Raw genomic sequence first — 12,446 nt, 5'->3', positions numbered from 1 at the left:
GGAGCTAATGGCAGCGATGACGATACAATTGGATGTGGTGAGCGCCGAGAAGAAAATTTTCTCCGGTCTCGTTGAGAGTATCCAGGTCTCCGGTGAATGGGGTGATTTGGGTGTGCATTATGGCCACGCGCCTTTGCTGACCCACCTCAAGCCCGGTGTACTGCGTATGGTCAAGCAGTTTGGTGACGAAGAGCTGTTGTATCTGTCCGGCGGCGTCCTTGAGGTTCAACCCAATGGCGTAACCGTACTGGCTGATACCGTTCTTCGTGGTAAGGACATTGACGGCGACGCGGCCGAAGCCGCCCGCCAGCAAGCCCTTAGCAACATCACTGCCCAGAGCCACGACTTCGACTATGCCGAAGCCATGGCCGAACTGGCCCAGGCCGCAGCCAAGCTGCGCCTGTTGGAGCTCTTGAAGAAGAACTGAGCACCCTCTCGTGAATGAAAAAGGCGGCCAACTTGGCCGCCTTTTTGTTTTTCGCTATGCTGCCCGCCTGTTTTGAAAAGGTTGCCTCCATGGATCTGCACATCGTCATTCTCGCCGCGGGTAAAGGTACCCGTATGCGCTCCCAGCTACCCAAGGTGCTGCACGGCATTGCCCAAAAGCCCATGGTCAAACATGTGATAGACGCCGCCCATGAACTGGGGGCAGCCGGTATCCACCTGGTCTACGGCCATGGCGGCGAATTGATGCAAGAGCGTCTGGCCGACGAGTCGGTATATTGGGCCCTGCAGGCCGAACAGCTGGGCACCGGCCACGCCGTGGCCCAGGCCATGCCGGCCGTGCCGGACGACGCCCTGGTGCTGGTGCTGTACGGCGATGTGCCTCTTATTCGCCCCCAGACCCTCAATACCCTGCTGGCCGGGCGCCAGCCAGGTGGCCTGGCGCTGCTGACCGTGACCCTGGACAATCCCAGCGGTTATGGCCGCATCCTCCGTGAGGCGGGCGCCGTGGTGGGCATTCGCGAGCAAAAAGACGCCAGCGCGGCGGAGCTGGCCATCAATGAGATCAACACAGGCATCATGGCCGCCGAAGCGGGCGATCTCAAACGTTGGCTGGGGAGCCTCTCCAACAACAACGCCCAGGGCGAGTATTACCTTACCGACATCATCGCCATGGCCCATGGCGAGGGCAAAACCATTGCCACCGCCAACCCCCTTGATGCCATGGAAGTGGAAGGGGCCAACAACAGGGTACAGCTGGCTGCCCTGGAGCGGGCCTACCAGCAGCGCCAGGCAGAACAGTTGATGCTGAGCGGTGCCACCCTCCGTGACCCGGCCCGCATCGACGTGCGCGGCGAGGTCAGTGTCGGTGAAGACGTGCTGGTGGATGTGAACGTCATCTTCGAAGGCAAGGTGACCATCGGTAATAAGGTCATCATCGACAGCGGTTGCGTGCTCAAGGACTGCACCATAGGGGACGGCAGCCATATCAAGGCTCAGACCCTGATCGAAGGTGCCAGCGTTGGTGCAAATTGCACCCTGGGGCCCTTCGCTCGCCTGCGCCCCGGCGCCGTGATGAAAGACGACAGCCACGTGGGCAACTTCGTGGAGATGAAAAAGGCGGTATTGGGTGAAGGCTCCAAGGCCAACCACCTCACCTACCTGGGGGATGCCGAGATTGGCAGCGGCGTGAACATCGGTGCCGGCACCATCACCTGCAACTACGACGGCGCCAACAAGTCCCTGACCCGTATCGAAGACGGCGCCTTTATCGGTTCCAACAGTTCCCTGGTGGCGCCGGTGACCATCGGCAAGTACGCCACTGTGGGGGCCGGTTCCACCATCGCCAAGGACGTAGCCGACCAGCAACTGGCGGTAGCCAGGGGCAAGCAGCGCAATATCGACGGCTGGCAGAGGCCGGTGAAGAAAAAGTAAACCAAAGCGGCCAACAGGCCGCTTTTTTATTGGCCGATAAGTTTTGTTTTGCTAGCATAACTTTCAAATCGAAACTTTATTGTCTTCCATGGCTAAACGAAACACCCTCCAGCGCCGCCATACCATATTGCACCTCCTGGAACAGCAGGGCGAAGTCTCGGTAGAGCAGCTCTCAAGCCACTTCGCCACCTCGGAAGTGACCATCCGCAAGGATCTGGCCGAGTTGGAACGCAATGGCCTGCTGCTGCGCCGTTACGGCGGTGCCGTACCACTGCCGTCGGAGCTGGTGGTGCAGCAAGCCGACGTTGAAGTTTCGAAGCGAAAGTTAGCTATAGGGGAGCTGGCCGCCAGTCGTATCCGCGACCATAACCGCATCATCATGGATTTCGGCTCCACCACCTCGGCCATGATCCCGCACCTCAACGACAAGCGCGGCCTGGTGGTGATGACCAACAGCCTTAACATGGCCCAGGCCCTGCGCGAGCTGGAAAACGAACCGACCCTGTTGATGACCGGCGGCACTTGGGACCCTCACACCGAGGCCTTTCAAGGCCAGGTGGCCGAATCGGTGCTCCGGGCCTACGACTTTGACCAGCTCTTTATCGGCTGCGACGGCATAGACCCGGCCCGTGGCACCACCACCTTCAACGAACTGCTGGGCCTGTCCAGGGTCATGGCGGAGGTGGCCCGGGAGGTGATAGTGGTGGCTGAAGCCGACAAGCTGGGCCGCAAGATCCCCAATCTGGAACTGCCCTGGGAGGCAGTTTCGGTGCTTATTACCGATGACCGCCTGGACAAGGCGGCCAAAACCCAAATCGAGGCCCAGGGCGTAACCGTGCTCTGTGCCGGCAGCAAGGAGTAACAACATGTGTGGCATTGTTGGCGCGGTAGCCCAGCGTGATGTGGCAGATATCCTGGTAGAGGGCCTTAAGCGCCTGGAATATCGGGGTTATGACTCGGCCGGTGTGGCCATAGTGAACGGGGCCGGCCAGTTGGGCCGAGTACGCCGTCTGGGCAAGGTACAGGCTCTGGCCGACGCCCTGGTCGAATCCCCTCTGGTGGGCGGCACCGGCATCGCCCACACCCGCTGGGCCACCCACGGTGTGCCTTCCGAAGCCAATGCCCATCCCCATGTTTCACATGAAACCCTGGCAGTGGTCCATAACGGCATCATCGAAAACCACGAGGTGTTGCGCCAATCCCTGCAGGCCCTGGGTTATGTGTTTACCTCCCAGACCGACACCGAGGTGATTGCTCACCTGGTGCACCATGAACTGAAAACCGCCACCAGCCTGTTGGCAGCGGTGCAAAAGGCCGTCAAACAGTTGCACGGCGCCTACGGTATGGTGGTGATGGACAAAACCGACCCCGAGCGTTTGGTGGCGGCCCGCAGCGGCAGCCCGCTGGTGATCGGCTTTGGTATCGGCGAGAATTTCCTGGCCTCGGACCAACTGGCGCTGCTGCCGGTGACCCGCAAGTTCGCCTTCTTGGAAGAAGGGGACGTTGCCGAGCTCACCCGCCAGGAAGTGAACATCTTTGATGCCAGCGGCCAGCCGGTGGTGCGTGAAGCGGCTGAGACCGATCTCAAGCACGACAGCGGCGACAAGGGCCCCTACCGCCACTACATGCTCAAAGAGATTCACGAGCAGCCTATCGCCATTCGCAGCACCCTCGAAGGCCGCCTGGTGGGTGACAGCCTCAACCTGGCCGAATTGGGGGATCTCTCCGATATCCAACACGTGCAGATCATCGCCTGCGGCACCAGCTACCACGCCGGCATGGTGGCCCGTTACTGGATTGAGGACATCGCCGGCATCAGCTGCAACGTCGAAATCGCCTCCGAGTTCCGCTACCGCAAATCCGTGACCCGCCCCGGCTCCTTGCTGGTCACCATTTCCCAGAGCGGTGAAACCGCCGACACCCTGGCCGCCCTGCGCCTGGCCAAGGAGATTGGCTACGCCAAGACCCTGACCATCTGCAACGTGCCCGGCTCGTCCCTGGTACGGGAATCTGACTTGGCCCTGATGACCCGCGCCGGCGCCGAAATTGGCGTCGCCTCCACCAAGGCCTTTACCACCCAGCTCACCGGCCTGCTGATGCTGACCGCCGCCCTGGGCCAGGGCCCAGCCCAGCAAGTGCGTATCGCCCAGGCCCTGCACAAGCTACCGGCCCTGATTGAAAGCGCCCTGACCCTGGACAAGCAGATCGAAGCCCTGGCCGAGCGCTTTGCCGAGAAGCACCATGCCCTGTTCCTAGGCCGTGGCGACCAGTACCCCATCGCCATGGAAGGGGCACTTAAGCTCAAGGAAATCAGCTATATCCACGCCGAAGCCTACGCCGCCGGCGAGCTTAAGCATGGCCCATTGGCGCTGATTGACGCCGACATGCCGATCATCGTGGTGGCCCCCAACAACGATTTGGTGGAAAAGCTCAAATCCAATATCGAGGAAGTGCGCGCCCGTGGCGGTGAGCTGTACGTGTTCGCCGATGTGGACGCCGCCATCAGCCCCGCCGCCAACATGCAGGTGCTGAGCGTGCCCCACTGCGACGAAGTGCTGGCCCCCGTGCTCTACACTTTGCCGCTGCAGCTGCTGAGCTACCACGTGGCCATCATCAAGGGCACCGACGTGGACCAGCCTCGTAACCTGGCTAAGTCAGTGACGGTGGAATAACCTAACCGATCAGCAAAAAATCGATAAAAAGCCCGCCTTTCGGCGGGCTTTTGATTTATTTGGCCTTTACTGGCCAAAAGATATGAAAAAAGCGCTTGGAATATGGTCAGTTGGATGAAGTTGTTACACATGAGACTTGTCTAGTTTGCAGTTAACAAATGCAAGCTAAGATAGAGCCCACTCCTGAGCAGGGTACAAGTTCGACATATAGAGATTTCCGACCGACGATCACTGCAAGCATCGGCCGCTTGTCCAAGCGCTGGGCGGCTAAGATGCTCCATTCGGCTCTGTCGAGCCCAGAAGGGCGCGGGTGGTCTTCGGGATGAGTATGCCACTCGCCCAGGTAACGTACCGTACCCTGCGTTGCTGCCCACCTCGAGTCAGCCACTTCTTTATGGCCAAACGGTAGTCGTTCAAAAAACGTGCGGAACCGCCTGTCCCTTGCGGTTGGAGCCGTCGCTTGCTCAATGAGCATGTGCGTTCCGTGGACCGTCCCGAGCAGAATGCCACCGGCTTCACAAGCGTTATCACGATCCTGCACATATTGACGAAACGTATTCATCGTGGGGACTGAAAAGTGGAGCAGAGTTTGTCTATCTGCAGTGGCCCAGGAATTCATGAAGTGCATAGAGGACACTCAGAAGCCAACGGCGGATCACAGTCGTCTGTGCCGCGTTGTTGGGTACGGTCGATTACTTTGGTCCGCAACGCAGGGGAATAGACCTCGTTGGCCCAGTCAAGTGCGACTTCTGCTCCCAGGCTGGCAGCCTGCACTGATACGGAAGCGGGAAATGGCACATACAAGCCCTCGCATCCTTGTCCAGCCAAAATGGAAGGGAGAGGAGTGGTCACGGAAAGGAGGTCACCTCTTCTATTGTGATGCCAGAGGCAGCGATAGCAGGCCCCAGAATCGGCGATTCTCAGTAAAGCACGGACAGCGGTGCCAGGTCCCTCTATCCAGACAGAAAGCATGGGTGTCGAACGTTGGTAGTGGCTGCACAACCAATGCCCGAGCGATTCTTCACCGGTTGCATCAATGAGGAGGTCTAGCTTCTCGAGATGTGCTTGCCTGGCATCTACCGGAAGCGAGCGGACATCGATGCCTGGCGCTAAGCGCAGGAGCTCATTCGCCATTGCGTCGGCTTTGTTCTTATACAGGTGGGGGAACCCCAAGCGATGGCGTCCCAAATTTTGCGGAAGGAGGATGTCGGAATCCACCAGCGAGACCCTGCCACCGCATGTTCCTGCCCCGGCTTTGACAAGCATCTCTGCCAAATAGCCGCCGATGGTACCGCATCCAACTACAGCGATGTTCTTTCCAGTAAGCGTTCTCAATGTAGGTATGTTCCGTTCAGCAAGGAAGCGGTCATCTATTCGAAGCACGGACATGGGTATCACTGCCAGCCCGTAGCTGGAGTCTCTGCGATCCGAGAGTTTGGCTTTTGGCACTGCTCGTTGGCGGTCATAGAAGGCTAAAAAACCATAGGTCATCAACGGAGACTCAACGAGGATCAGGACTGCGTTTGCCTGCGTCTTTGCACCCTCTTTGATACGGCGGTGGATCTTCCGCCGGCATGCACGGTCAAGAGTGCTTTGCCAATCCAAAATGTCCCCTACCGTTTTCGGTGGCCAGTGACTGGTCATGGGGCGCGGTTGAGCTGTGGTCTTGACCCGATAAGTCAGCACGGTTTTGTCGGTGACCTGGAAGTCGAGCGACTTCAGCTTCTCGGTCGTTCTCTCCTCGTTGTCGGTGATAAAGCACAAGCTACCCCCTACGCATTCGGCAACAATGCAGTCCTGCTCCCCCATTTGCCGACTCTGCATATCCACAAAGCATGGTAAGCCTTGCCAGTATGCAAAAAACTCCTCCGCAAGATTTTCGACCAGCTCCCCTCTTAATATCTTCCCCAGTACCGTGGTGGCTCGCTCAAGGCACGCAAGCGATTGTCCAACCGGATCATAAATATCAATAACAACCGTGCCCTTGGCGAGGTAACAAAGCGAGCCATGCGGCCCGAGATGAGGTACCGCCGCGGGCAGCTTAGGGGGTATCTCCAGCAGCCACACGCGAGGGAAGTCGATAAACGTGGGATCGAGCTGAAATTCACACCTGTAGCCCCTTTCCGCCTGGAAGGGGGCTATCTGCCCGAGCAAGCAGAACCAGCCATCATCTGACTTACCCGTAAACATGAAGCCTCGTTGTTCAAAGGCTTGGACTACGTCAGTGATTGTTGCTCTGCTTTTCATCCGGCCTTTGTGCGTCCAACAAGCTCACTCGGGCCAGCGGCGGCAGGAGTCGCCGCAATGGTGGCTGCAACGCTAGCTGCACCGGGTACCACTCTGACCCTACCAGGTTCATCTGGAAAGCGAGGACCAAACTGGCCTTGCATCCAGGTACAGGCTTGTGCCGGATTGCCCGCGTCAATTGCACCGCGAAGCACCTCAGAAAAGGCTTCGAACGCTCTTGCAGCCTCTTCCACCCCCTCCTTCCCTAGGCGGTTTGTGAGCGACTCGGAAGGTTCCACGGGATTGTTAACTCCAGCACGCAAGCGAGCTGGCAGTGCGTCAACGACGCCCTGCAGGGCGAGGTCATCCCGGCTGTCACGTTTCTCGAAGAGTGGAGCCGCAGCGGCCATCAGCAGGATCGAAGCAGGACCACCTTCTGACCACCGCCAATCACGGAATGCCTTCAGGTAACGAACTACCCGGCGGAATTGTTCACCTTTGGCGTCCACTTGACCCAAGAACCACTCCTTCACGGGGCGGGGGTCAGATGCCATCCAGTCACATTCTCGATGAGCCAACAGCACTTTATCTGCAGGGAGCGCGGTCCAAACATCACGGCTAGCCTTACTCACGGCTTCAAACAAGTTGTGATAGCCATATGACTCGACGGCCACCGTTTTTAGGGCGGCAAACTCTTGGTCGGGAATAGCGTACAGGGGAATATCAATGTGGGCATAGTCTGCAATGACGATGCGGATACAGGTCGCTTTGCTGGTGACAAGCTCCCACTTCTTCTCTTCAACCAACGGCTTCAAGGCCTCTTCAGCAGCGGCAAAGAAGACTTCCGCAGCTAAGCTAGGGCGCTGGGTTTGTGCGACGAAGCTCAACGGCATGTAACAGCCATCATCAATATCCGCCTGCTGAGGATGCTTTGCTGGTGAATTCAGCGTCTTGTAAGCCCACGACCCTTGAGTAAAAAACCTGGGCTCGGGCACCTCCTCCATGTAACCATTCTTCTGCAGCACCCGGGGAATTCCCGTCCGCAGGCAATTCCTGACATCTGTCCTCGCCCTGACTATCACGTCCCGTTCCTCACTGGTGAGGTTGAGCTCGTCGTGCATGCAGGATGCGTCGTCGACAGTCGTAAAAAAGAGTGAACCGAGGTTCAGCATGCTTCCTCCACAGAGTTTTTGTAGGGGCCATGATAGAAGGTTGGAGCGGCGGCCTGGTGCGTTCGAAAGGGTTGGAACAGTGGGTCACCAAGTGACCTTTGCGCCGCATGAGTGCCGCGATCCTTGAGTGTGTTCGTGGCGCCCTTAGAAACTCTATCGAGAGACTCCACGTCTTTGCTTTGGTCTGGTGTTGCCTGATCGTCAATCTGGAAGTAGTTGTTGCCCAGCGATTGCTTCAACATATAGTCGACCGACGACTCCTGAGCTGAGATCACCAGATCGAAGAGCCCTCCGCGCCACTTTCCAAACCCGCGATCAAGGCTTGCATCACCGCGGACAGTTGCGCCAATGGTCATAGTACCGATAGAGAGAACCCTAACCTGCACATCCCGGCTCGGGGCGATAAACGTGTTGATTTCGTGCAAGCCAAATAGGCCCGGTGCATTCCCTACCAGGCCGCCATCTGCAAAGACTCCCCGGCTATTGCGTGCGAGAGGGAAGTAGACCGGGGCTGCGGCGGTTGCCAGGGCAGCATCGACGACTTTCATACGATGGTCGAACTCGAAGGAAGGATGATGGGGCGTCTTAAAAAACTGCCCACGACCTGTTGTGTAGCTGACGGCTGGTATGAGGACGCGATGCTTCAGGTCACCAATCAGTTTTTCTCCGAAACGTTCGGTCAGCACCTCACGCAGCCCTTTTGAGTCATGTTTGGCTTTGAGCCAGAACCCCAAGAGCCGCCGTAGAAAGCTACGAGAGCCAAAGATACGACTTCCTTCCTTTTCAAATAGATCTTTGAGTTCGATGGCAGGAATTTCAGCGGCTAGACCCAGGGCTAGCATCCCTCCTGCTGATGTGCCGCATATCAGGTCGAAGTGAGAGGCAATGGGACGGCCCAAAGTGGCCTCAAGCTCGGCGAGAACTGTGGCCGTATAAAGACCACGATAACCTCCCCCGGATAGTGCTAGCACATGGTAAGTCGGGATTTCAGTCATGGTTGTTCTCTCCATTTTGGGCGCTGGCCCATTGTCGGTCCATGATGAGCATTATGTGATTGCATGTAACAAAAAGGTCAACAACATTACGGGTTGGATTCCACTACATCTAACCTTGCAGGTCGGAAAATGCCCATCTGTAGGGGGATGGATTAAAAGCGAGGTCTGGCCATGGCCTGTTGGTGGGCGCCTCCCTGGCCGATGACCTGACCGTTGGCACTTCTGGTTATAGCCTTCGGCCACTTCAGGCCCTGTGCTTTGGGATGCAGGTACTACGTCAGGAGCAGGTGGTGAGCAAACCCACATCACGGCAGCAATGGTGCAACTTTATTTTCACTGAATCCAAGGAGCTGGGATTGTTATCCACAGTTATAGTGAAACTTTATTCCTACAGTCCTGGTGATCAACATAGTCAGATCAATGAGTTAGGTCCGCTCAAATGATGACACTTTATTTTCATTCCACACCCGCCTTTCGGCGGGCTTTTTTATGGGCGGTTCGCGGGCTCAGGCCCGCTGCCAGTGACGGCGCTGCTCCATCAGGAAGTCGATAAAGGCCCTTACCCGCAGTGGCAGGTGGCGGTTTTGCGGGTAAAGCAGGGTATAGGGGCGGGAGCGGCCGCCAAAGGGTTGCAGCACTTCCACCAGGCTGCCGCCTGCCAGTTCCTTTTCCACGATAAAGCGGTAGGTCTGGAACAGCCCGGCGCCGTGCTTGGCCAGGGTGACGCCGCCCAGCACGTCGTCTGACACGCAATAACTCCCCTCTGCCAGCAGCTCCCGCAGGGTACCGGCCTCATTAAAGAGCCAGGGAATGCGCCGGCCGCTGCTGGGCAGCTCGAACTGGATGCAGTCGTGGCCGGCAAGCTGGTCCAGGCTCTGTGGCACCCCGGCCTTTGCCAGGTAGGCCGGGGTGGCCACCACCACCAGGGCGGCGTCTTCCAGGTGGCGGGCGATCAGGGTGGAATCGGGCTGGGCCCGCACCCGGATGGCCAGGTCGTAACCTTCACTGACAAAGTCGATATTGCGGTTGGCGATATGGATATCCACCTTGACCTGGGGATAGCGGGCGCGAAATTCCGGCAGCAGCGGCAGTATGCGGTGATGGCCGTAGGTGGTGGGCAGGCTGATACGCAGGGTGCCGGCCGGTTGCTGCTGTTGGCCGCTCACTTCCCGCTCTGCCTCCACCAACTGGGTCAGCGCCTGGCGGCATTGGCGGTAATAGCCGTTGCCGCTGTCGGTCAGGCGGATGCTGCGGGTGGTGCGGGTAAAGAGCCTGGCCCCCAGCCGTTCTTCCAGGCGGGAAATGGCCCGGCTCACTGCCGCCGGGGTTATGCCGGCCTCCTGGGCCGCTGCGGTAAAAGACCCCAGTTCTGCCGCCAGGCAAAACAGCTCAATGCTGCCCAGCTGCACATCATCAAAGTGTCGCCGCATCTATCTATTACGCCGAGTATCAAATGCTTTGAGTATATCGGCAATTACCCTGGCCATTAGCGCCAATCACCGCTGCTCAGCCCCCTCGCCCGCTTGCCCTAACGGTTGGCGGCGCTGCCAATTCATTACATCAGGTAGCAACTGAAGTGCCTCAAGCCCCATTTTTCGGCTCCTGGCGCACAAATATAGTGACTCCCAGCCGGGCACCTTTGGTCCGGTTCCAAGGCCTAGCCCCAGGCGGGCCGACACTGACGCCAGCCTAAGGCCGGCACCGAAGGTTAATGAGGAGTTTCATCATGAGTCATCCAAACAAAGTGGCCGTTATCACCGGCGCTTCCCAGGGGATCGGCGCTGCGCTGGTCAAAGCCTACCGCCAGGCCGGTTTCAGCGTCGTGGCCAGCTCCCGCTCCATTGGGCCCTCCAGCGACCCGCACATTGTCACCGTTGCCGGAGACATTGCCGAGCCGGCCACCGCCGAGCGCATCTTCAGCGAAGGGGTGGCGCGTTTTGGCCGTATCGACACCCTGGTCAACAACGCCGGCATCTTCACCGCCAAGCCCTTCACCCAGTTCAGCCTGGAAGACTGGCAAGGCAACATCGCCACCAACCTGGCCGGGTTCTTCCACGTCACCCAGCGGGCCGTGGCGCAGATGGAAAAACAGGGCAGCGGCCATGTGGTGCAGATCACCACCTCCCTGGTGGACCAGCCCATCAAGGGTGTGCCCAGCGTGCTGGCGTCCCTGACCAAAGGCGGCCTTAACGCGGCCACCAAGTCTCTGGCCATCGAATACGCGGCCAGCGGCGTGCGCGTCAACGCCGTGTCCCCCGGGGTGATCAAAACCCCCATGCACCCTAAGGAAAACCACGATTTCCTCGGCGCCCTGCATCCCTTGGGCCGCATGGGGGAGATTGATGAAATAGTCGAGGCAGTGCTGTTTTTGGAGAACGCCGCCTTTGTTACCGGCGAGATCCTGCACGTGGACGGCGGCCAGTCTGCCGGCCACTGGTAAGGGCCTGCGCATGTCACTTTGCCAAGAGGAACACGCCATGCCGTTCGTCAACGTTCGTATCACCAAAGACGGGGTGACCCGGGAGCAAAAGGCCCAGGTTATCGAGGAAATCACCGACACCCTGGTGCGGGTGCTCAATAAGGATCCCCACCTGACCCACATCACCATAGAAGAAGTGGACACCGACAACTGGGGTTACGCAGGAATGACCACCACCCAATACCGGCGCCAACAGCCCGGTTAACCGGCGGCGCCCGGCCTGGCCGGGCGCCCTGCCATTGCTGGTGCCACCAGCGTTCACGGAGCTTTACTGATGAAAAAACTCAACGTCGATATGGTGTCCGATCTGATGTGCCCCTGGTGCGCCCTGGGGCTACAGGCCCTGGAGCAGGCCCTGACCCTGCTGGGGGATGAGCTGGAGGTCGAATTGCGCTTTCGCCCCTTCGAGCTGAACCCCGAGGCGCCGCTTGAGGGCATCCCGGTTTTTGACAATATGGCGAGCAAATACGGTCTAGCCAGGGAGCAGGTACTGGCCAATTTTGCCCGGATCACCGACCTCGGCCTGGCCCTTGGCTTTACCTTCAATATGGAAAAGCGCAGCCACTACTACAACAGCTTCGATGCCCACAGGTTGTTGCACTGGGCCGGGGAGCAGGGCGGGCAACTGGCCCTGAAAAAGGCGCTGCTGGCCGGCTATTTCACCGACGCCCAAAACCTTGGCGATCACCAGGTGCTGGCGGATATTGCCCAGCAAGCCGGGCTGGACCGTCAGCAGGCCCTGGCCATGCTGGCGTCGGACCGCTACCGCCAGGAGGTGCGCCAGGCCAAGGCCAAGTACCGGCAGCTGGGGGTCCGCTCCATTCCCACCCTGGTGATCAATGACCAATACCAGATTGTCGGTAGCCAGAGCCCGGCCGATTACGTGCAGCTACTGCGGGAATTGGCCAATAAGCTGGCCTAGGGAGCGGTTCCGCTGGGTCTTGCCTAGTCGCTGGCCCCCGCAGGCGGCCGTATCGTCCAGGACATGGTTATGACTGCCAAAACCCGGGCATAAAAAAACCGC

At 58.8% G+C, this 12,446-nt stretch carries 12 protein-coding genes; 7 read left to right on the top strand and 5 right to left on the bottom strand.

Annotated elements, in window-relative coordinates:
- The first annotated feature begins 7 nt into the window (after nucleotides 1-7).
- From B3C1_RS05820 to glmS, 4 genes are all read left to right on the top strand, one after another.
- Nucleotides 8-427, top strand: coding sequence for a F0F1 ATP synthase subunit epsilon (locus B3C1_RS05820; RefSeq protein WP_008483535.1), 420 nt, complete (start codon nucleotides 8-10; stop codon nucleotides 425-427).
- An 89-nt stretch (nucleotides 428-516) separates the two neighbouring features.
- On the top strand, nucleotides 517-1,878 hold the full coding sequence (gene glmU, locus B3C1_RS05815) for a bifunctional UDP-N-acetylglucosamine diphosphorylase/glucosamine-1-phosphate N-acetyltransferase GlmU (RefSeq protein WP_008483534.1): 1,362 nt from the start codon (nucleotides 517-519) through the stop codon (nucleotides 1,876-1,878).
- 88 nt (nucleotides 1,879-1,966) lie between these two features.
- On the top strand, nucleotides 1,967-2,740 hold the full coding sequence (locus B3C1_RS05810; RefSeq protein WP_008483533.1) for a DeoR/GlpR family DNA-binding transcription regulator: 774 nt from the start codon (nucleotides 1,967-1,969) through the stop codon (nucleotides 2,738-2,740).
- 4 nt (nucleotides 2,741-2,744) lie between these two features.
- Complete coding sequence (gene glmS, locus B3C1_RS05805) at nucleotides 2,745-4,550, top strand: glutamine--fructose-6-phosphate transaminase (isomerizing) (RefSeq protein ID WP_008483532.1); 1,806 nt, start codon at nucleotides 2,745-2,747, stop codon at nucleotides 4,548-4,550.
- Between the two features lie 151 nt (nucleotides 4,551-4,701).
- On the opposite strand, the gene B3C1_RS19695 is transcribed toward glmS, so the two are convergent.
- The 5 genes from B3C1_RS19695 to B3C1_RS05785 form a co-directional block, all read right to left on the bottom strand.
- Entirely contained in the window at nucleotides 4,702-5,112 is a 411-nt protein-coding gene (locus tag B3C1_RS19695; RefSeq protein WP_336391106.1) for a Mov34/MPN/PAD-1 family protein, read from the bottom strand.
- Between the two features lie 53 nt (nucleotides 5,113-5,165).
- Nucleotides 5,166-6,740 (bottom strand): ThiF family adenylyltransferase, encoded by a 1,575-nt coding sequence (locus B3C1_RS05800; protein ID WP_237750969.1) that lies wholly within the window; start codon nucleotides 6,738-6,740, stop codon nucleotides 5,166-5,168.
- 53 nt (nucleotides 6,741-6,793) lie between these two features.
- On the bottom strand, nucleotides 6,794-7,948 hold the full coding sequence (locus B3C1_RS05795) for a CBASS cGAMP synthase (RefSeq protein ID WP_008483528.1): 1,155 nt from the start codon (nucleotides 7,946-7,948) through the stop codon (nucleotides 6,794-6,796).
- Entirely contained in the window at nucleotides 7,942-8,943 is a 1,002-nt protein-coding gene (locus B3C1_RS05790) for a CBASS cGAMP-activated phospholipase (RefSeq protein ID WP_008483527.1), read from the bottom strand. Before B3C1_RS05790 ends, B3C1_RS05795 begins: the two co-directional genes overlap by 7 nt.
- A gap of 506 nt (nucleotides 8,944-9,449) precedes the next feature.
- Entirely contained in the window at nucleotides 9,450-10,373 is a 924-nt protein-coding gene (locus tag B3C1_RS05785; RefSeq protein WP_008483526.1) for a LysR family transcriptional regulator, read from the bottom strand.
- Between the two features lie 296 nt (nucleotides 10,374-10,669).
- On the opposite strand from B3C1_RS05785, the gene B3C1_RS05780 reads away from it, so the two are divergent.
- The 3 genes from B3C1_RS05780 (at nucleotide 10,670) to B3C1_RS05770 (ending at nucleotide 12,344) form a co-directional block, all read left to right on the top strand.
- Nucleotides 10,670-11,383, top strand: coding sequence for an SDR family NAD(P)-dependent oxidoreductase (locus B3C1_RS05780; RefSeq protein ID WP_008483525.1), 714 nt, complete (start codon nucleotides 10,670-10,672; stop codon nucleotides 11,381-11,383).
- 37 nt (nucleotides 11,384-11,420) lie between these two features.
- Entirely contained in the window at nucleotides 11,421-11,627 is a 207-nt protein-coding gene (locus B3C1_RS05775; protein ID WP_008483524.1) for a tautomerase family protein, read from the top strand.
- A gap of 69 nt (nucleotides 11,628-11,696) precedes the next feature.
- A complete protein-coding gene (locus tag B3C1_RS05770; RefSeq protein ID WP_008483523.1) occupies nucleotides 11,697-12,344 on the top strand; it encodes a DsbA family oxidoreductase in 648 nt (215 codons plus the stop codon).
- Nucleotides 12,345-12,446: the final 102 nt, after the last annotated feature.

Source organism: Gallaecimonas xiamenensis 3-C-1 (genome assembly GCF_000299915.1).
GTDB classification, from domain to species: domain Bacteria; phylum Pseudomonadota; class Gammaproteobacteria; order Enterobacterales; family Gallaecimonadaceae; genus Gallaecimonas; species Gallaecimonas xiamenensis.
This window is presented reverse-complemented; position numbering and strand designations above follow the sequence as displayed.

Coding starts and splice junctions, on each gene's coding strand:
- B3C1_RS05820 (WP_008483535.1), top strand. CDS start 8: ATGGCAGCGATGACGATACAATTGGATGTGGTGAGCGCCGAGAAGAAA.
- glmU (WP_008483534.1), top strand. CDS start 517: ATGGATCTGCACATCGTCATTCTCGCCGCGGGTAAAGGTACCCGTATG.
- B3C1_RS05810 (WP_008483533.1), top strand. CDS start 1,967: ATGGCTAAACGAAACACCCTCCAGCGCCGCCATACCATATTGCACCTC.
- glmS (WP_008483532.1), top strand. CDS start 2,745: ATGTGTGGCATTGTTGGCGCGGTAGCCCAGCGTGATGTGGCAGATATC.
- B3C1_RS19695 (WP_336391106.1), bottom strand. CDS start 5,112: ATGAATACGTTTCGTCAATATGTGCAGGATCGTGATAACGCTTGTGAA.
- B3C1_RS05800 (WP_237750969.1), bottom strand. CDS start 6,740: ATGTTTACGGGTAAGTCAGATGATGGCTGGTTCTGCTTGCTCGGGCAG.
- B3C1_RS05795 (WP_008483528.1), bottom strand. CDS start 7,948: ATGCTGAACCTCGGTTCACTCTTTTTTACGACTGTCGACGACGCATCC.
- B3C1_RS05790 (WP_008483527.1), bottom strand. CDS start 8,943: ATGACTGAAATCCCGACTTACCATGTGCTAGCACTATCCGGGGGAGGT.
- B3C1_RS05785 (WP_008483526.1), bottom strand. CDS start 10,373: ATGCGGCGACACTTTGATGATGTGCAGCTGGGCAGCATTGAGCTGTTT.
- B3C1_RS05780 (WP_008483525.1), top strand. CDS start 10,670: ATGAGTCATCCAAACAAAGTGGCCGTTATCACCGGCGCTTCCCAGGGG.
- B3C1_RS05775 (WP_008483524.1), top strand. CDS start 11,421: ATGCCGTTCGTCAACGTTCGTATCACCAAAGACGGGGTGACCCGGGAG.
- B3C1_RS05770 (WP_008483523.1), top strand. CDS start 11,697: ATGAAAAAACTCAACGTCGATATGGTGTCCGATCTGATGTGCCCCTGG.